Source organism: Mycobacterium sp. NPDC004974, from assembly GCF_053600815.1.
The window spans coordinates 155,616-174,334 of record NZ_JBSGAQ010000002.1; the positions used below are offsets into that span (position 1 = coordinate 155,616).

Consider the following 18,719-nt stretch of genomic DNA (forward strand, 5'->3'; position numbering starts at 1 on the left):
GCCCCGTGGACTTCCGTGTGTTCGTCGAACCCCAGCAAGGCGCTACCTACTCCGATCAGCTCGCGGTCGCCCGCGCAGCCGAAGCTCTCGGTTATTCGGCGTTCTTCAGGTCCGACCACTACCTGGCGATGAGCGGCGACGGCCTACCCGGGCCGACCGACTCCTGGGTGACGCTGGCCGGCATCGCACGCGAAACCTCGACGATCCGGCTGGGCACCATGGTCACCTCGGCCACGTTCCGCCACCCCGGACCGCTGGCCATCTCCGTGGCGCAGGTCGATGAAATGAGCGGTGGCCGTGTCGAATTGGGCCTCGGCGCCGGCTGGTTCGAGGCCGAGCACCAGGCCTACGCCATCCCGTTCCCGCCACTGGGTGAGCGTTTCGACCGGCTCGAAGAGCAGCTGCGCATCCTGACCGGCCTGTGGGACACCCCCGTCGGCGAGACGTTCGACTTCGCGGGCAAGCACTACACGGTCGTCGACTCACCGGCGCTGCCCAAGCCCACCCAGGCTCCGCACCCGCCGATCGTCATCGGCGGCATGGGGGCCAAGCGCACACCGGCACTCGCCGCCGAGTTCGCCTCTGAGTTCAATGTGCCGTTCGTCCCGCTGGACCTCCTCAAGACGCAGTTCGCGCGGGTCGCCGACGCGGTGACCGCGGCTGGACGAGCAGCGGACTCCCTGACCTACTCGGCGGCGTTCGTGGTGTGCGCGGGCCGCGACGAAGCGCAGATCACCAAACGGGCCGCGGCGATCAACCGCGAGGTGGACGAGCTGCGCAGCAATTCGCCGCTGGTCGGCACACCCGCCGAGATCGTCGACAAGCTGGGGCCGTTCTTGGAGGCCGGGGTGCAGCGGGTCTACCTGCAGATGCTCGACCAGTCCGATCTCGATCACATCGAGCTGTTCGCCAGCGATGTCATCCGTCAGCTGAGCTGACCGAGGCCCGCTCCAGCGCCGGGCATAGTATCGGTGCCCGTGACCGGTGACGACGATCAAGGGCGGCCTCCCGAGGTGCCCTGGCATCATTCGACGCCGGCGGTAGCCGGGGCCAGCGCGGCGGCCCTCGCCGTGATCGGCCTGGTGGTGTGGATGGCGATCGCGCTGACGGGCTCCGGCGGGCCCGAGGACGCGCCGATAGATTTCGTCCCACCCAGCTTTTCGTCGACTTCGGTGAAGTCCTCGAAGTCCACCACGACCCGGACCACCACCAGTCGGCTTCCGGTGACCACCGAGTTCGGCGTGCCGGGCGAGTCCGACACCACGACGACGTCGCCCTCGGAGACCTCCGGGACCTCGACCACGTCCGAGACTTCGCCCACCTCGACGACCACGACAACTACCACGACCACGACCACGACCACGGAGTCGAGCAGCGCCGGCTACGGCGAGTACCCGACCACGACGCACAGCCGGCCCCGCACCAACGTGACACGCACGCTGTATCCGGCACCTGGCGGCTGAACCCGCCTACCATCGGCGCGTGTCGAACTATTACGACGACGACGAGCCCACCCAATACGCCCCCAGCTACGGCGAGTACTCCGAGCCTTCCGCGCCGCCCACTCCCGAGCCCGTTCCCTGGTACCGCAAGCCCGCCGCACTGATCGGCATGGGCGCCGGGGGCGCAGTCATCGCGGCGCTGGTCATCTATGCCCTGGTGCAGCTGTTCTCGTCAGACTCCCCGTCGACGTCCACGACAACCACCACGTCGACCACACCGACGACCACTACATCGGTCGTCACCACGGCGCCGGTGGTTCCCGCGCCGACTCACACTGTCACCGAGACCGTGGCGCCGACCACCACGACGGTCGAGGAGACCACCACGACCACAACCACAACCACAACCGAGACCACCACCACGACCACGACGACCGCGCCGACCACCACCACGACAACTGCGCCGGTGACGACGACAACGCCTGCGGGTAATCCGTAACCTGACGCGGCGCAGCTGGTTATCCACAGGTCCTCGAAATGCTGCTGGCCGCCGTCGCAGCTCTCCAGAAGTATCGAGTTGGTGGACGTTGACGATGTGCTTCGCCAACAGGATGGGGTGATCTCGCGCCGGCAGGCGTTGGACGCGGGCCTGCAAGAGCACGAGATCCGGCGACTACTCAGACGCAATCAGTGGGCGCGGGTCCACGTGGGCGTGTACGTCGATCACACCGGACCACTGACGTGGTCGCAACGCGCTTGGGCGGCAGTGCTTTACGCGGCTCCGGCCGCACTGTGCTTCGATTCTGCCCTTGGAGCCGACGCGTTGCCCATCCATGTAGCCGTCGCGCAACAGCGCGCGATGTTGGCTGAACCGGCGGGAGTCCGCATTCACCACCTTGCGAACCTTCAGGCGCGGGTGCTGTGGAACGTCAGCCCACCGCGGATGCGCTACGACGAAGCCGCGCTTGATGTCGCGTGCCGCGCCGCGTCCGAACTCAATGCCATCGCGGTCCTGGCCAACGCCTGCCAATCGCGGCGAACCACTGCGCATCGGCTGCTGCGAGTGCTCGATTCTCGGGCACGGGTACGCCGTCGCCGGTGGTTACGCGCGGTATTGATCGATATCGCCGACGGCACCTGCTCGGTTCTCGAGCATGGCTATCTCGTTCGCGTCGAGCGCGCGCATGGTCTACCCAAGGCCAAGCGACAGAAGCGGGCCGCGTCATCCATCGGTGTCTGCTATCGCGATGCCGAGTACGGCGAACAGCTCATCGTCGAGCTCGACGGCCGGGTCCACCACGATTCGACGACCAGGCGGGATGCGGATTTCGAACGGGATCTCAACGCCGCCGTCGACGGCCATTCAACAGTCAGGCTCTCCTACGGGCAAGTCTTCGACCGGCCGTGTCAGACCGCGAGCAAGATCGCTCAGGTGCTGCAGCGGCACGGGCTCGCAGTGGCCGGCCGCCCGTGTGGGCCGCGGTGTGAGTTCACTCGACTCGACCGCGCCGCATAGTCGTCAACACCGAGGATTCCAGTCAACATCAAGCAGGAATCCTCGGTTTAAGTCCGTATCAGGGTGACGGCGCCACCGATGTGGGTGTGGGCTCTGGCGCCTTGGTCGGCTCTGGCGAATGTGTGGGCTCAACCGTCGGCTCGGGGGTATGTGTGGGCTCCGGCGAAGGTGAAGGAGTGTGCGTCGGCTCAGGCGCCGCAGTGGGTTCCGGCGTGGGCGAAGGCGACGGCGTGGGCGAAGGACTCGGCGTGGGCGAAGGCGACGGCTCAGATACCGGTGGCTTGAACGTCGGGATCGGCAACTGTGGGAGCGTCACCGGCGGAAACACCAATGGCGGTACCGGAATCGGCGGGATCGCGACAGGCACAGGCACAGGCACGGGCACAGGAGCCGGCGCGGCCGGTCGAGGCTGAGGCTGGGGCGCCTGTGGGGCCGGGGCAAGCGGCGCGGTCTGACGACTCTGCACCAACCGTGGCGCAGCTGCGGGCTGCGGCGCGGATTGCGCGGGCGCGCCAGGTCCTGGCCACGACGGATCGCGCACCACCACGGTCCGGGTCGGCGGTGCGGGCGCGGCCTGGACCAACGGAGACTCGGCCGGAACCGTCTGCGGCGCCGCAAGGCTGGATCCGGTCGCGGCGGCATCGAGGCGGTCGGCCCGTGCCGACAACACCATGCCGACCGTGCCGACGACGGCCAGGAACACCGCCGCGTACGCCACCACTCCCCCGCGCCGATACCAGGGAACACGCGCGGCAGCGGGCGGCAAAGCCGGCTCGGAGAACACGAATTCCGGCCGGGCCGAGTCGTCGGTCACCGATTCCGGAACGAACTCGGCGACCTCAGCCGATGAGTCAGACACCGACCACGCCAGAGCGGATGCCGCGATCGTCCCGGTGCCGAGGACGGGAGCAGACGCGTACGCCACCTGCGTCGCGGTCTCGTCGGCACCGTGTCGGCCCAGCAGCGCAGCCCCGACTGCCGCGATCACCTGGGCCTGCGGCACGGTGGTGACCGGCTTTCGGAAGGCCTCTGAAAGACGTTGGGTGACAAGGGGTATCCGCGCTCCGCCACCGACCGTCACCAGGGCCGCCAGCTGCGCCGGGTGAATACCGTTGCGGCGCAGCAGGTCCAGCAGAGCCTCGATCACGCCGCCCAGCGGCTGATCCACAACCGCGTCCAGTTCAGGGCGGGTGAGTCTGATCGCGCCCGCAGGACCGGCCAGGCTGGTGGCGCTCTCATCGCTCAGCCGTTCCTTGGCGGCCCGACACTGTTCGCGCAGCCGGCCCAATGCGGCCACCCCTGCGGTGCCGGCCGGTTCGGCATCCAGGTCGCTCAGGACGTGTCGCAGCACTTCCTGGTCGATCAGATCGCCGGAGAAGTCCTGGTATCGCACCGTCTGCCCGACGGTGGCGAACCCTGCAGAAGCGTCGGCAAGCGTCAGGCTGGTGCCGGAACCGCCGAAATCGCACAGGGCGACGACGCCGCGGGCGGGCAGACCCGGATGCGCCTGGATGGCCGTCAACGCCGCGACCGAATCGGGAACCACCCGAACGCCGGGCATCGCGCGACGCACGGAATCGAATGCCGCCGGGCTCCAATGCGCGGGCACCGCCACAACCGACACATCAGGTCGATGCGTCGGGCTGGTCTCACGCGTCAGCGCCTCGACGGCGCCGGCCAGTAACCGTTCGGCGTGATGGGTCGAACCGTCGGCGGCGACCAGCGGCACCGGATCGCCGACCCGTTCGACGAATCCGCCGATGACCGAGCCGTCACCGAGTGCGGACACCGCCCGCCGCACCAGCGGCGCATGATCGGCGATCGCCACCAGATTGGTCGCCCCCACGGACAACCCCAGGCAATCACGCATACCTGTATGTCGACGGAGGGCCCTGATTCGTTAGTGGCGCGACGAGTACTCGGCGACCAGCGCCTCGGCACTGCGCACCGCGGCCCGGCAGGCCCGCGTCGTAAATGGATCGTTGAGCGGATGATCGGCCCGCCGCCGCCAGCGCTGCGCCGCCGCGAAGGCCGAGCGAGGCCCGTCGAACGGGGCGTCGGGTTGCAGTCCCAGCCGGCTTGCCGCATCGGTACCCGAGCCGCCGATGATCCGACGCAGCGAGGCCATCTCGTCCTCGTTCAGCGTCGTGGGCCGTGAGCGCAACAGGCTGAGCAGCCGCAGCTCCTCGAAGGCGTGCGTATCGGCGAGCAGCGGATCGATGTCGGCAAGGATGTAAGGCGTCGCATAGATGGGATTCGCCTGCACGAACTGTCGCAGCGACAGCAGCGCCGTATGTGCCTTGAGCAGCTCCGAACGTTGCGCGAACTGCTGGTCGATCACGTCGCGCAGCGCGATCAGGCCGCTGCGTTCCAGCAGTTCGTCGGCCAGGGCGACGGAGTCGGACACCCCGGCGTGCATCACCGCGATCGAGATTCGGATGCCGAACATGCCGAACCGGTCCAGCAGCGCGGCGCGGGTGGCGGCGTCGACCGGCAGTGCACTGTCCTCGCGCACGAACCGGTCGACCGAAAGCATCGCCTTCGTCAGATCAGCGGGCTCGATACTCGCGAGCTTCTGCAGCGCGACGAATTCGCTCTGCCGCAGGGTGCGGGCGGTGAGCGCGAGCAGTCCGGACACCGGGACGACGGCCTGGCAGATCCCGGTCTTGTCCATCTCCTCGGTGAACCGCTTGGCCACGTCCTTGGCCGACATCATCGCGTCGATGCGGCCGGCACCGATCTCATCGGCCCGGGAGGCCACTCCGATCACGCCGAGTGCGCCCGACGACCCGCCGACAAGCTCGCCGATCTGCTTGAGCAGGGCGATGTCGGCGGCGTTGAGCGTGCGCAACAGGAAGACCACCGCGTCGACGCGGGGCACGCCGTCCTCGGGGACGAGTAGCCGGTGGGTCCGCATCGACACGTCTCGTGACAGCGACGAGGTTCCCGGGGTGTCGATGATCGTGGTGTCGATGAGCTCGGCGGCGGGCCACTCGACGTCGAGGTCCACTACGTCTTCGGGATTGAGCCCGGCGAAGCTGAAGGTGAGACCGCGATCATGTGGATCCCGCGCGATCGGCACGTTGGCACGCCGCCCGCCGCGGTGATTGGCGGTCACCTTGGGGGTGGGCCCGTGCCGGAACCAGGTGACGATGCGGGTCGCCTCGGTGGCATCGGTGGGCGCGATGTCCTCCCCGACCAGAGCGTTGACGAGCGTCGACTTGCCGGCCTTGAGCGTGCCGGCCAGCGCGATACGGATCGGCTGGTTGAGCCGGCGCCCGATGCGGTCGAGCTCGTTGTGCACGTCGGGCCGATTGCGATAGGCCGGGTCACCTCGGTACGCCTTGATGGTGCCGCTCAGAATCGAACGCACCTGATCCGCCGTGCTCACGCTGCGGAGTCCAACCTTTCGCCGCCAGTCAACCCTTCGAGCTTAAAGCGTGCCGAACACGGTTGAATGTTCACCGAGGCGATCACGGGGTCAGCCTCTCGGTCCGCCGGCACGGAGGTGCAGCACATGGAAACTGCGAGCAGAGTCAGTTCCGACACATGGCGGACAGCCACCTGGTCGGTACCGCTGGTGTTCCAGTTGGTGCTGACACTCTTCCTGGCGACCACTTGGGCGGCGGGAAAGTGGGTGTTGGTCGGCGACACGCACCGGACAATGATGTCGGCCGGGGCTGCGACGTCAACTGTGGTTGCCCTCGTGATGAGCATCGTGCTCTTCAAAGCTCGGTCTTCGCGTTTGCGCGGCGTCGGCCTGGCCGTCGCCGGCTCGGCGGCAGCGGTGTTGGTCGGTTGGCTGGTCGCTGCATTCTGGATCTACGAATGACGGACAACCCCGCGCCGACCAAGTTCGGCCCCCTCAGCTTCGTCGCGGCTCTCGTCACCAGCCTCATATTCGAATTCGCCGCTGTGACAATGGGATACTTCGTGATCTTTCTGCTCTACTTTGTCTTGCCCGCACTCCTGATCGTGGCCGCAATCGGGGGCCTGTTCTACTTCTCGGGCGGCAAGACAACGCAGGTCGGCCTCGGAATGCTGATCGGCTGCCTGGCAGCTCCGTTGACCGCGACGATCGCGGCCATCGTCCTCGCTGTCTCCTACGCCGGAGCCTAGGCGCCCTCGCCCGCGAGATTCGTGGCGTGGTGGACGACCTGTTTGAGGATGTTCTGCTGACGTTCCAGTTCCGCGACGCGGGTATTGCGTTCGTTTTCTTCGATCTTCGCGGCCATCAGGGTGGCCTGTAGCGATTCGTTGAGCGAGCGCGTGGTCTGGTTGGCGATCCCGCGGTAGTGGTCGCGCAGTTGACGTTGGATGCCTTTGAGCCGGTCCCGAGATTCCTTGCCGACGACGAACGCCACGTCGTCGACGAATTTGCGGGTGTTGGTCTTGGCCTCACCGCGCACCCGGAGCATGCGGTTCTCCATGTCCTCCTTGTAGGCCTTGCGGCCCAGAACCAGGCCGGCGCCGAGGGACAGCGGATTGAACATGCCCAGCCCCGCGAAGGAGGTGAGCATGCCGAACATCAGCACTCCGCCGTAGGAGCCGCGCATGCCGGTGATGACCTTGTGCCCAGCCTTGATCGGCTTGGCCTCCAGGCGGGCCAGCGATTTCATCTCGCCGAATCCTGCGCCCATGTCGCGGGCGTCGATCTGCGGCAGTTGCACCGCCTCCAAACCGGCCTCGGTGAAGGTGCGAGCCACCTCGGCCGCGAGGGCCTCGGCCCGCTGGTACGCCCAGACGAAGTTGTCGCCGACCGCGATGGCCACCGCTTCTTCCAGTTCCGCGCCGATCTCGGCCCAGTGCAGGGTGGGGTCGCCGGAGTCGATGACCTTCTCGGTGTGTGCGGTGATATTGCGGAACCGGTGGCGCAGATCGTGATCGACGTCGGCGGTCAGATCGGCGATACCGTCATTGAGCACCTGCTGCCACAGTGCCGTCTGCTGCAAGGCCTCCTGGGCCTCCTCCTTGCGCCGTTCCAGGTCCGCGGTCAGCCGCTCGCGTTCGCCCGGATCGTTGAAGGCCGAAAGCTCAGAATCCACCGCTAACAGAAGATGCTCTGCGGCTGAATGGATTTCAGCCACCACCTGATCGCGAATACGATCGTTCTCGCGCGAGAGCACGCGGTCGGACAGGAACTTCACGATGGCCGGGAAGTTCGACTCCTCGTTGAGTTCCTTGTCGTTGAGTTGGATGGCATGACTGCGCAGCACTGAGGACACCGGAGTGACCGGGGTCGTTATCCCGGCCCGTTGCAGATGACGGGCATTGGCGCCGACGATTTCCCGCCAGTGCGGATACAGGTCGGTCTTGGTCGCGACAATCGTTGCCACGGGGCAGATTTCGATCGCCTGCCGGATGAAGATCATCTCTGGCTCGGTGAATTCCTGGCTGGTGTCACTCACCATCAGCAGTGCGTCCGCATCGGGCAGCAGCCCCAGCGTGGACGACAGATGGGGCTGCCCATGCCCGCCCACACCCGGGGTGTCGATGAATGCGAGCCCGCCTTTGAGCAACGGGCTGGGCGCGGTCACCTCGACGCGCAGCACCTCACGGCCGCCGGCTTCGGGTGCCCGGCGCAGATCCTTGGTCAGGTCCGAGGGCGAAATGCTGATCAGCTCGGGTTCGGCGCCGTCGGGCCGCGCCACCACAAGCCGCGCCGTGGGCTGGTCGCCGTAGGAGACCACGGTGGCCAGCACGGTGCTTTCGTCGTCGCCGACGCGGGCCACCGGGACGTTGAGCAGCGAGTTGAGCAACTGGCTCTTGCCCTGTTTGAGCTGACCGGCGATGACCACCCGGATCTGCGGATCGTTGATCCGCACATTGGCCACTTTCAGCCGTTCCACGAGATCGCCACGATCCCGCGCGGCGGCGATCTTGGTGGTGTGGTCGATGAGCTCGACGATCACCTTGACCTTGCGGGGGTCAGTCGGTTGCGTCGGTTGGGTCATGGAAGTTCCCTCCTGCGGAATCCACCGTAAGCGCACGAACGGGGCGGGGACTCCCCAGGTGTGGGAGTCCCCGCCCGTCGCTGACTGGTGCGGATCAGAACCCGTGGAAACCGACGTCGTTGTGTGACGAGGTGTCCAGGTGGGTGTTGGTGTGGGTCTCAGGCGCGAAGCTGCTGTTGAGCCCGCCCACCTGGTGCACGGAGTCGTCGGTCACCGAGCTGTGCACGGAGCTGGAGCTGTGCACCGAGCTGTCCTCGTGGATCGAGTTGTCGGTGACCGAGTGGTCCGACAGCGAGGTGCTGGCCGAGCTGGTGGTCGAGCTGGTGGTCGTCGTCGAGCTGTGCACCGACGAGTCGATCACGCTGCTGTTGCCGCTGCCCACGTCGTGACCGGCGGTGGTCTGGTTGCCGCCGACAGCGTGGTTGGAGCTGTCGCTGATCACGATGCTGCCCGCGTTGCCGCCGTCGCCGCCGCTGGCGTGTCCGCCACCGATGCCGAGCAGGCCGCCGCCACCGCTGGCGCTGGCGCCACCGCCATGACCGCCGCTCATGTCGACATCGCTGATCACCGGTCCGTCGTTGCCGGAGATGACATTGCCGCCGGCGTGCTGCGAGCTGTCCTGGATGGCGTTGCCCTCACCCACGTTGACGTGGGAACCCGAGCCTGCCCAGACATCGCCGTTGTTGACGGTGTTGCCGTGGCCCAGCACGGCGCCGTCGCCGGTGACGATGGGACCGCTGGAGTGACCGGTGTTGACCACGGCGCCGTCGGTGGCGGTGTTGGTGGTGGTGGTCTTGTTGCCCAGCGTGATGTCACCGAAGCCCAGGTTGAACGCGCCCTGCTGTGCGTTGGCGCCCGCGTCCTGGTTGGGGCTCATGATCGGGGTGTTGTTGTGGCTGGCCAGATCCGTGGAGTTGCCGCTCATGAAATCGGTGTTGGTCTCCGGCGCGAACGTCGGCTGAGAGGTGAAGGCCGTCTGCGGGGAGAACGGGGAGCCGATGCTGTGGTAGTCGGCCACGGCTCGCTGCAGCCCGTACACCGGGTCGCCGTTGCCCAACGCGATGCCGGCCGGAGCGGCCGATGCCGCCACGGAGGCGAGCTGGGCGGCCGACACGTTGGGCAGGCCCGCGTCCCGAAGTGCGCCCTCGGGATTGGCGACGTAGGCCGCCGCGGCGGCCGGGCTGCGGAAGAGCTCGAGGATGAAGTCGATCAGAGTGGTCATGTCTCCAACCTTTCGGATGTTTCTGGGAGTTTCTGGTGAGTCCCCCCGCCGGGCTGTCCGGCGATCTGGAGACAACGTTATGGATCCGCCGCAGCCCCGGAAACGGGGTCGATTCCCCTCCCCGTATCGCCCCTACTCGGGGTGGAGGGGGCTGCCCCAGTAGGGGGTTAGGGGATACGTAGGGGCAGGGGTGGCCAGCCCCGGGACTATTGACGTTTCCGCAGGTAAACGCCACAAGCGCACGACCACTTGGGTCGTGCGCTTGTTGGAACGCTGGGGCAGATCAGTCGAAGATGTCGAATCCGCCGCCACTGTCGGTGTGATGTTGGTCGTCGACGATGGGTTGGGCCCAGCCGTCGGCCTGCATCGCATCGACGATCGGCGCATCCTCGATGACAGGTTCGTTGAGCTGCAGCGATACGTCATCGAACGGCTGATTGACGAGGCCGGGATCGTCGATGGCCGGCGCAGAGGACACGAGGTGGTCCAGGGAGCCCGACTGATCGATGACCTGGCCGGTCGTCGAGTCCCAGGCATCGTTGGGGGAATCGAGCGGCACGTGATCGCCGAAGGCGTCGAACGCCGCCGTCGCCGCACCGCTGGCCCAGACGTTGCCGCCCGGGTCGGCCGCACCGAGATCGCCGAACCCCGTGTTCGTGCCGGTCATGGACAGCGACTCCGACACGACGGGAATCAGGTTGTTGACGTCCGCGCTGGTCACATCGGTCAGATGGGCATCGGCAATGGCCTGGGCCGGATCGGCGGCATAGTGGGCAGCGGCATCGGGGTCGCGTACCAGCGACATCACAAAGTCCAGCAATGTGTTCGCCATGCTCCACCTCCTCAACAGTTCGATTTGAATGTTAGCCAGCTGTGAGGGTGCTGGGATCGGTGCCGAACCCACCCCTGCCCGCCCGCCATTAGGGGGGTGGACATTAGGGGATCGACGCCACTAGGGGATCAATCACGGGCTCTGGCGGTCTCAGCCGTTAGGGTGAGGTTCGGCCGAGACAACAGGAGTGACGCCTGATGACCGACTCACTGGGGTTGTCGATCGGGATGACCAACCTGGTGGCAGCCCGCGAGGGCCGCCAACCGGTGATCCGCCGATCGATCCTCACCCTGCACAACGACCGTGCCCCCGACGTGGGCGAGTACACCGGCAGCGGGTTGCCGCTGGCCGGCTTCGTGGAACGGGTGGGCGACCCGGTTCCCCTGGTCGCAGCCGACGGGTCCCAGCACCGCGGCGAGCTGGTGCTGGCCGAGGCGTTGGCCGCGATGGCCCGCCTGGCCGGTGGCGGTGCGCCGGTGGTGATCGCCGTCCCGGCGCACTGGGGTCCGAGCACCGTCGGCGCCTTGCGCGATGTACTGCCTCGTTATCCCGGGCTGGCCCCCAATGGCACCGCGCCGGGCCTGGTGCCGGACTCTCTGACCGCGCTGGCGGCCCTGCAGGCCGATCCGGGGCTGCCCGCCGACGGCGTCGTGGTGTTGTGCGATTTCGGCGGCAGCGGCACGAGCGTGACGCTGGCCGACGCCGGTGCGGCGTTCGCCACCATCGGTCCGACCGTGCGCTATCCCGATTTCTCCGGCGACCTGATCGACCAGGCCCTGCTCAACCATGTGCTCAGCGGGGTCGCGTCGGCCAACGATGCCGACCCGGCGGGCACCGCGGCCGTCGGATCGCTGGCCCGGCTGCGGGCTGAATGCCGTCAGGCCAAAGAGCAGTTGTCCGCCAACACCGCCACGGTGATCCGCACCGAGCTGCCGGGATTCAACTCCGATGTCCGGGTGACCCGCCCCGAACTCGAGCAACTCATGTCCGCGCCGCTGGCGGGCCTACTGGATGTCATCGAAGACACGTTGCAGCGCAACAACATTGCGCTGTCGAGTGTGACCGCGGTGGCCACTGTGGGCGGCGGTGCGGCGATTCCTCTTGTTACCCAGCGACTGTCGGAACGGTTGCGGGCAGCGGTCGCCACCACCGCACGCCCGCAGTTCGACGTCGCAGCCGGGGCAGCGCTGGTCGCAGAGCGGGTCGTCGACGCGGGCGCGCCGACGGGGATGGCCCCCATGGTGGCGGCTGCCGACGCGCCGACGGGTTTGGCTCCCGAGGTGGCCGCCGCCGATTTGCCGACCGGGATGGCCCCGACCAGTCAGGCTCCGGCCGCCGACGCGGGGAATGTCGGCGCCCTGGCCTGGTCGCAGGACGACGCGCCCGGCAACGAGCCGGTGCCGTACGCGGGCGGCGACTACCAGACTCCCGCGGGCACGACGGCGGCGCGACCGTCCGTCGAGTTCAGCCACGACGAGGAGATGTTCGACGCCGGTCCGGCACCGCTGGCCTGGTACAAACGCCCGCCGATCCTGTTCGGAGCCGCGGCCGCGGCCGCTCTGTTGGCTGCGGGCGGCCTCGCGGTGACTTTGACCAGCACCACCGGTGATTCCACGCCCGTGACTGAGACCAGCACCACCTATTCGATGGGCCCGTCTCCGGAGGGGCCGCCGCCTGAGCCGGTCACCACCGTGACCGAGGGTCCCGACGGGGTCAAGACGACCACGGTCGTGGTTCCGCCACCGCCACCGCCGGAGACGACGACGTCGGCACCGGAAACCACCACGACGACCAGTCCGACCACAACCACCACGACAACGACGACCACCACAACGACTACGACAACGACGCCGCCGCCGCCGACGACCACCACGACGCAACCGCCGACGACGACCACGCAGCCCCCGACGACAACGAAGCCGCCGACCACCACCCAGCCGCCGGTCACGACCACTGCGGCGGCCGAGGGTGCCGACGACGGCGTCTCCTAGGCAGTCACCATGACCGCCCCGGCACCGGAGTCCGTTCCGGAGCTTCCGTTGACTGCCCGATCGGCGATCGCTGCGGTGCTGGCCGACCCGACCGCACCGGTCAAGCTGCTGCTGTCCGGCGGGATCGGAACCGGGAAGAGCACGGTGCTCGCCGCGGTCCGCACCGCACTGCGCGAGGCCGACCGTGTTGTGTTGACCCGTGCGCCCCGGCCGGACGATGCACCTGAGGCGGCGTTCGTCGTCGACGACGCACATCTGCTCGGCGACAGCGAAATCGGCTTTCTCACAGAGAAAGTCGCCGATCCAGCGTCGACCGTCGTGGTGGCGAGCGAGCCGTTGACACATCGCCCGCCGTTGGTCACGTTGGCCACCACACTGGAGCGGGAGAACCCGGTGGCACGCCTCGGGCCCATACCGACAGCCGAGGTGGGTCGGCTTCTGAGCACGGCGCTGGGAGCCCCGGCCACCCAGGAGACCGTCAGATCGGTGTTGGCCGCGACAGCCGGATTGCCATTTCTGTTGCAGGCGGCCGCGGATGCGGTCGATGCGCCGGCCGATGCGGCCCGGTTCGCGTTGCTGCAGCGGTTGCGTCGGGTTGACGACGACACTCGCGATGCGCTGCTGATCCTGTCACTGAGTCACGATCTCGGTCCCGACGACGTCGCGGCGGCGCTGCGGTTGACCGGCGCCGAGGCGTCGGTCTTGGTGGATCGGGCCCGGGCCGGCGGGTTGGTGGAGCCGTCGCATGACCGGCGGTTCGTGCGGATGGTTCACGAGTCACTCGCCCAGATCGCCGGCGCCGCCCGCCACCACGAGATCGAAACCTCCCTTCTCGCTTCGCAACTCGAGCTGTCCACCTTGTCGGCCGACCTCGCGGTGGGGCTGGCCGAGCACGGATTGCGCGACGATCGGCTGGCCGAGGCGCTCGCCGAACACGCCGCCCACAGCCGCGCCCGGCCCGCGCGGGCGGCCCGCCTCTACCGCGCCGCGGTCACGGCCGGCGCGGCGGCGGTGAGCACCCGCCTGGCCGATGCCCTGGCACTGGCCGGGGACTGCACCACCGCGGCGCGGATGGCCGACGAACTGCTCGGCTCCGAGGACCCGGCCGAACGGGCCACCGCGGTGCGGGTCGCGGCCAGTGTCGCCATGCACGACGGCGGCGCCGCCCAAGCCGCCGACCTGTTCCGTTGGCTCGGTCCGTATCCGGATGTCCTGGTCAGTTCGGCGAGCACGACGGCGTTTCTCGCGGCCGGCGACGGCGAGGCCGCGCGGGCATCGGCAGGCACAGAGGCGGCCGGGCCGCCCACCTCGACAGCACGGGCGGCCCGCAGCCTGGCCGAAGGTTTGGTGTTGTCGCTGGATCAGCCGTTCTCCGTGACCGTGGCCCGGCTGGGACAGGCCGTCACGACCGAATATCAGGCCGGTGGCGTCGCCCCCGATACGCCGGCGGCGTTGGTGACGCTGGCGGCGCTGCACGGTGGCGACTCGGTGCGGGCGCGCAGTGTGATCAGCCGCGCAGTGCGTGCGGGCGGAAAAGACGAGGCCTTCAGCGCGGCTCGGCACCGCTTGCTGTTGGGCTGGGTCAAGATGCAGGACGGTCAGCTCGCTGCGGCCGGCGCGGACGCTGCCGCCGCCGAGGCGGGTGAGGATCTGCACCGGCGCGACGCGTTGTGGGCCGCCGCGCTGCGTACCGCGATCGCCCGGCGCAGCGGTGACAGCGGCGCGGTACAGAAGTATTGGTATGCCGCGGTGGAAGTCCTGGCTGAGTATTCGATCGACCTGTTCTCGCTGCTGCCGCTGGGCGAGTTGTGGGTGGCCGGTGCCCGCATGCGTCAGGTCGACCGGTTGGAGCACACGCTGGCCGAGGCGTGGAATCTGCTTGCGGCCCTCGGTAATCCGGTGTTGTGGTCGGTGCCGCTGCACTGGGCGGGTGTGCACGCCGGGATTCTGGCCAACTCCCCCGGCGCGGTCGCCCCGCATGGGCAGGCATTGACGGCCGCGGCCGGGCAGAGCGCCTTCGCCCGGGCGCTGGCCAATGGCGGGCGGACCTGGTTGCGGGTGCTGGCCAACCACGTCGACATCGACGAGGTGACGGCCGCTGCGCGGGCGCTGTCCCAGTTCGGCCTCACCTGGGATGGCACCCGGCTGGCCAGCCAGGCCGCGCTGCAGACCCCGGACGCCCGGGTGTCGCAGGCGATGCTGCAGCTGGCCCGCGATCTCAAGCAGACCAGTGCGGTCGAGGAGGTCGAGGTCGTTTCAGGCGCCCCGGTCGTCGCCTCGACGCAGACCGCACCGACGCCGTCGTCGACCAAGTTGTCCGACCGCGAGCGCGAGGTGGCCGAACTGCTGCTGCTCGGGATGCCCTACCGCGACATCGGCAGTCAGTTGTTCATCTCGGCGAAGACCGTCGAGCACCATGTCGCCCGGATTCGGCGACGGCTCGGCGCCGAGTCCCGCTCGGAGATGCTCTCGATGTTGCGGGCGATGTTGGCGCCCCAGGGCTAGAAGGCGCGAATGCCGTTTTCGACATTCGCATTCTTTGCCACTTTCGAATTACTGACGTGGCCCCCATCGCCGGGAGGGCTGAGACCCGTACCACAGTTACCTCAAAGTTAGGTAAGCCTCGGTAGCGGTGAGAAACACCTAAATGTCACTATGAGCTGAAGGAAGCTAAGTTACCGACGGGTAACTATGCCTAAGTTACCGGCCGGTAACTCGCGAAATGGAGGCGTTTCTGTGGGGAGTCTCGAACACACCCTGACTCTGTCACGGCTGATTATCGGTGTGCTCGCCACGCTCGTCGTTTTGGCGTTCGCCGCCAAGCGCGTGCTGTGGCTGACCAAGCTGATCAGCTCGGGACAGAAGGTCGGCGACGAGCGTGGCCGCAAGGACCATCTGGTCCAGCGCTTCCTGAACCAGAACAAGGAAGTCTTCGCTCAGTCGAAGCTTCTGAAGTGGTCGATCCCCGGCATCGCGCACTTCTTCACCATGTGGGGCTTCTTCGTCCTCGCCACGGTGTACCTCGAGGCCTACGGGGTGCTGTTCAACCCCGAATTCCACATCCCGTTCGTCGGCCGCTGGGCGGTGCTGGGCTTCCTTCAGGACTTCTTCGCCGTCGCCGTGCTGGCCGGCATCATCGTCTTCGCGATCATCCGTATCCGTAAGAACCCCGAGCAACTGGGCCGCGAGTCCCGCTTCTACGGCTCGCACAACGGCGGCGCCTGGACGATCCTCATCATGATCTTCCTGGTCATCGCGACCTACGCGGTGTTCCGTGGTGCGGCCGTCAACGTGCTGGGCGAGAACTTCCCCTACCAGTCCGGCGCCTTCTTCTCCGACGGCATGGCCGCGCTGCTGGCTCCGCTGGGCCACACCGCCAACGTCTGGCTGGAGAGCCTGGCACTGCTCGCCCACCTCGGCGTCATGCTGGCCTTCCTGCTGATCGTGCTGCACTCCAAGCACCTGCACATCGGCTTGGCCCCGATCAACGTCACCTTCAAGCGTCTGCCCGACGGCCTCGGCCCGCTGCTGCCGATGGAGTACAAGGGCGAGAAGATCGACTTCGAGGATCCCGCTGAAGACGCGGTGTTCGGCAAGGGCCGCATCGAGGACTTCACCTGGAAGGCCAACCTCGACATGGCGACCTGTACCGAGTGCGGTCGCTGCCAGTCGCAGTGCCCGGCCTGGAACACGGGTAAGCCGCTGTCTCCCAAGCTCGTGATGATGAACCTGCGCGATCACCTGTTCGCCAAGGCTCCCTACATCATCGAGGGCAAGCCGATGCCCGAGGACGGCTCGGTCGACTTCGCCAAATTGGGCGACAGCCTGCACGGGCACGGCGTGCCCGAAGACGGCTTCGCCCGCATCGAGGGCTCCGGCCCCGAGCAGGCGCTGCGCCCGCTGGTCGGCACTGCCGAGCAGGGCGGCGTCATCGACCCCGACGTGCTGTGGTCCTGCACCAACTGCGGTGCCTGCGTCGAGCAGTGCCCGGTGGACATCGAGCACATCGACCACATCGTCGACATGCGCCGCTACCAGGTCATGGTCGAGTCGGAGTTCCCCGGTGAGCTCGGCGTGCTGTTCAAGAACCTGGAGCTCAAGGGCAACCCCTGGGGCCAGAACGCCAAGGACCGCACCAACTGGATCGACGAGGTCGACTTCGACGTGCCGGTCTACGGCGAGGACGTCGAGAGCTTCGACGGCTTCGAGTACCTGTTCTGGGTCGGCTGCGCCGGCGCCTACGAGGACCGCGCCAAGAAGACCACCAAGGCCGTCGCCGAACTGCTCGCCGCCTCAGGCGTGAAGTTCCTGGTCCTGGGCACCGGTGAGACCTGCACGGGTGACTCGGCTCGCCGCTCCGGCAACGAGTTCCTGTTCCAGCAGCTGGCCGCGCAGAACGTCGAGACCATCAACGAGCTGTTCGAGGGTGTCGAGACCGTCGACCGCAAGATCGTGGTGACCTGCCCGCACTGCTTCAACACCATCGGCCGCGAGTACCCGCAGCTGGGCGCCAACTACACCGTGGTGCACCACACGCAGCTGCTCAACCGCCTGGTCCGGGACAAGAAGCTCGTGCCGGTCAAGTCCACCGGTGGCCCCGAGGTCACCTACCACGACCCGTGCTTCCTGGGCCGCCACAACAAGGTCTACGAGGCTCCGCGTGAGCTGGTCGAGGCCTCCGGCGTGACGCTGAAGGAAATGCCCCGCCACGCCGACCGCGGCCTGTGCTGTGGTGCCGGTGGCGCGCGCATGTGGATGGAAGAGCACATCGGCAAGCGCGTCAACGTGGAGCGCACCGAAGAGGCGATGGACACCGCCTCGACCATCGCGACCGGCTGCCCGTTCTGCCGCGTGATGATCACCGACGGTGTCGACGACGTGGCCGCTGCCCGCAATGTCGAGAAGGCCGAAGTGCTCGACGTGGCCCAGCTGCTGTTGAACTCGCTGGACAAGAGCGCCATCAAGCTGCCCGAGAAGGGCACGGCGGCAAAGGAATCCGAGAAGCGGGCCGAGGCACGCGCCGAAGCGGAGGCCAAGGCCGAAGCCGCGGCACCGGCACCCGCCGTCGCCGAGGCTGAAGCAGCCGCTCCGACCGAAGCACCTGCTGCCTCGGCGTCGGTAGCGACTGCCACCAAGCCGGTCACCGGGTTGGGTATGGCTGGTGCCGCTAAGCGTCCGGGTGCGAAGAAGGCTGCGGCACCTGCCGCGTCGACTGCCCCGGCTGCCGAAGCACCTGCCGCTCCGGCTGCCCCGGTCAAGGGTCTGGGCATCGCCGGTGGCGCGAAGCGTCCGGGCGCCAAGAAGACTGCTGCTCCGGCAGCGTCGGCCGCTCCCGCTCCCGCAGCCGAGGCCCCGGCCGCGCCTGCGGCCCCGGTGAAGGGTCTGGGCATGGCGGCCGGCGCGAAGCGTCCGGGCGCCAAGAAGGCAGCTGCTCCGGCGGCACCGGCCGCCGCTGCGGCTCCGGCTGCTGAAGCTCCCGCCGCACCGGCAGAACCGGCCAAGCCGGAACCGCCGGTCGTGGGCCTGGGCATCGCCGCGGGTGCGCGTCGTCCGGGGGCCAAGAAGGCCGCCCCGGCTGCGCCCGCAGCTCCGGCCGCTCCGGCGGCACCTGCTGCCGAGCCGACGCCGGAACCGGCAGCGGAGACGCCCGCCGAGCCTGCCAAGCCGGAACCTCCGGTCGTCGGCCTGGGCATGAAGGCCGGCGTCAAGCGTCCCGGTAAGCGCTGAGCACGTCCCTAACGCACCGAACGGCCATCTCCATC

General features: G+C 68.0%; 14 protein-coding genes. 8 read left to right on the forward strand and 6 right to left on the reverse strand.

Features of this window, described 5'->3' with window-relative positions; translation table 11 throughout:
• Positions 1-5 precede the first annotated feature (5 nt).
• Entirely contained in the window at positions 6-938 is a 933-nt protein-coding gene (locus tag ACWEFV_RS05695) for an LLM class F420-dependent oxidoreductase (RefSeq protein WP_450069383.1), read from the forward strand.
• Positions 939-1,024: 86 nt separating this feature from the next.
• Here ACWEFV_RS05695 and ACWEFV_RS05700 read toward each other — a convergent pair whose 3' ends face one another.
• Positions 1,025-1,351, reverse strand: coding sequence for a hypothetical protein (locus ACWEFV_RS05700; protein WP_450069384.1), 327 nt, complete (start codon positions 1,349-1,351; stop codon positions 1,025-1,027).
• Positions 1,352-1,482: 131 nt separating this feature from the next.
• On the opposite strand from ACWEFV_RS05700, the gene ACWEFV_RS05705 reads away from it, so the two are divergent.
• Positions 1,483-1,941 (forward strand): hypothetical protein, encoded by a 459-nt coding sequence (locus ACWEFV_RS05705; protein ID WP_450069385.1) that lies wholly within the window; start codon positions 1,483-1,485, stop codon positions 1,939-1,941.
• Positions 1,942-2,022: 81 nt separating this feature from the next.
• Positions 2,023-2,958, forward strand: coding sequence for a type IV toxin-antitoxin system AbiEi family antitoxin domain-containing protein (locus tag ACWEFV_RS05710; protein ID WP_450069386.1), 936 nt, complete (start codon positions 2,023-2,025; stop codon positions 2,956-2,958).
• A gap of 58 nt (positions 2,959-3,016) precedes the next feature.
• Here the strand turns inward: ACWEFV_RS05710 and ACWEFV_RS05715 are convergent, their stop codons facing one another.
• Both ACWEFV_RS05715 and ACWEFV_RS05720 read right to left on the reverse strand, forming a co-directional pair.
• Complete coding sequence (locus ACWEFV_RS05715; protein ID WP_450069387.1) at positions 3,017-4,804, reverse strand: Hsp70 family protein; 1,788 nt, start codon at positions 4,802-4,804, stop codon at positions 3,017-3,019.
• 54 nt (positions 4,805-4,858) lie between these two features.
• Entirely contained in the window at positions 4,859-6,349 is a 1,491-nt protein-coding gene (locus ACWEFV_RS05720; protein ID WP_450069388.1) for a dynamin family protein, read from the reverse strand.
• 126 nt (positions 6,350-6,475) lie between these two features.
• Here ACWEFV_RS05720 and ACWEFV_RS05725 point away from each other — a divergent pair, with 126 nt between their 5' ends.
• Together ACWEFV_RS05725 and ACWEFV_RS05730 are read left to right on the forward strand one after the other, a co-directional pair.
• On the forward strand, positions 6,476-6,790 hold the full coding sequence (locus ACWEFV_RS05725) for a hypothetical protein (RefSeq protein WP_450069389.1): 315 nt from the start codon (positions 6,476-6,478) through the stop codon (positions 6,788-6,790).
• The gene (locus ACWEFV_RS05730) at positions 6,787-7,077 is read left to right on the forward strand and encodes a hypothetical protein (protein WP_450069390.1); all 291 of its coding nucleotides are present in this window, start codon (positions 6,787-6,789) and stop codon (positions 7,075-7,077) included. The genes ACWEFV_RS05725 and ACWEFV_RS05730 overlap by 4 nt, the downstream gene beginning before the upstream one ends.
• On the opposite strand, the gene iniA is transcribed toward ACWEFV_RS05730, so the two are convergent.
• The 3 genes from iniA to ACWEFV_RS05745 all read right to left on the reverse strand — a co-directional run bounded on the left by iniA (position 7,074) and on the right by ACWEFV_RS05745 (position 10,966).
• A complete protein-coding gene (gene iniA, locus ACWEFV_RS05735; RefSeq protein WP_450069391.1) occupies positions 7,074-8,912 on the reverse strand; it encodes an isoniazid-induced dynamin-like GTPase IniA in 1,839 nt (612 codons plus the stop codon). The two genes, ACWEFV_RS05730 and iniA, sit on opposite strands and share 4 nt — an antisense overlap.
• A gap of 94 nt (positions 8,913-9,006) precedes the next feature.
• Positions 9,007-10,134 (reverse strand): IniB N-terminal domain-containing protein, encoded by a 1,128-nt coding sequence (locus tag ACWEFV_RS05740; protein ID WP_450069392.1) that lies wholly within the window; start codon positions 10,132-10,134, stop codon positions 9,007-9,009.
• A 283-nt stretch (positions 10,135-10,417) separates the two neighbouring features.
• Positions 10,418-10,966 (reverse strand): Rv0340 family IniB-related protein, encoded by a 549-nt coding sequence (locus ACWEFV_RS05745; RefSeq protein WP_450069393.1) that lies wholly within the window; start codon positions 10,964-10,966, stop codon positions 10,418-10,420.
• Between the two features lie 197 nt (positions 10,967-11,163).
• On the opposite strand from ACWEFV_RS05745, the gene ACWEFV_RS05750 reads away from it, so the two are divergent.
• From ACWEFV_RS05750 to ACWEFV_RS05760, 3 genes are all read left to right on the forward strand, one after another.
• The gene (locus ACWEFV_RS05750) at positions 11,164-12,957 is read left to right on the forward strand and encodes an Hsp70 family protein (RefSeq protein WP_450069394.1); all 1,794 of its coding nucleotides are present in this window, start codon (positions 11,164-11,166) and stop codon (positions 12,955-12,957) included.
• 9 nt (positions 12,958-12,966) lie between these two features.
• On the forward strand, positions 12,967-15,462 hold the full coding sequence (gene iniR / locus ACWEFV_RS05755; RefSeq protein WP_450069395.1) for an isoniazid response ATPase/transcriptional regulator IniR: 2,496 nt from the start codon (positions 12,967-12,969) through the stop codon (positions 15,460-15,462).
• A gap of 231 nt (positions 15,463-15,693) precedes the next feature.
• Complete coding sequence (locus ACWEFV_RS05760) at positions 15,694-18,684, forward strand: heterodisulfide reductase-related iron-sulfur binding cluster (protein WP_450069396.1); 2,991 nt, start codon at positions 15,694-15,696, stop codon at positions 18,682-18,684.
• Positions 18,685-18,719 lie beyond the last annotated feature (35 nt).

What these genes read in the sequence shown, in the direction of transcription:
- ACWEFV_RS05725 (WP_450069389.1), top strand. Translation starts at nt 6,476, where the DNA reads ATGGAAACTGCGAGCAGAGTCAGTTCCGACACATGGCGGACAGCCACC.
- ACWEFV_RS05730 (WP_450069390.1), top strand. Translation starts at nt 6,787, where the DNA reads ATGACGGACAACCCCGCGCCGACCAAGTTCGGCCCCCTCAGCTTCGTC.
- iniA (WP_450069391.1), bottom strand. Translation starts at nt 8,912, where the DNA reads ATGACCCAACCGACGCAACCGACTGACCCCCGCAAGGTCAAGGTGATC.
- ACWEFV_RS05740 (WP_450069392.1), bottom strand. Translation starts at nt 10,134, where the DNA reads ATGACCACTCTGATCGACTTCATCCTCGAGCTCTTCCGCAGCCCGGCC.
- ACWEFV_RS05745 (WP_450069393.1), bottom strand. Translation starts at nt 10,966, where the DNA reads ATGGCGAACACATTGCTGGACTTTGTGATGTCGCTGGTACGCGACCCC.
- ACWEFV_RS05750 (WP_450069394.1), top strand. Translation starts at nt 11,164, where the DNA reads ATGACCGACTCACTGGGGTTGTCGATCGGGATGACCAACCTGGTGGCA.
- iniR (WP_450069395.1), top strand. Translation starts at nt 12,967, where the DNA reads ATGACCGCCCCGGCACCGGAGTCCGTTCCGGAGCTTCCGTTGACTGCC.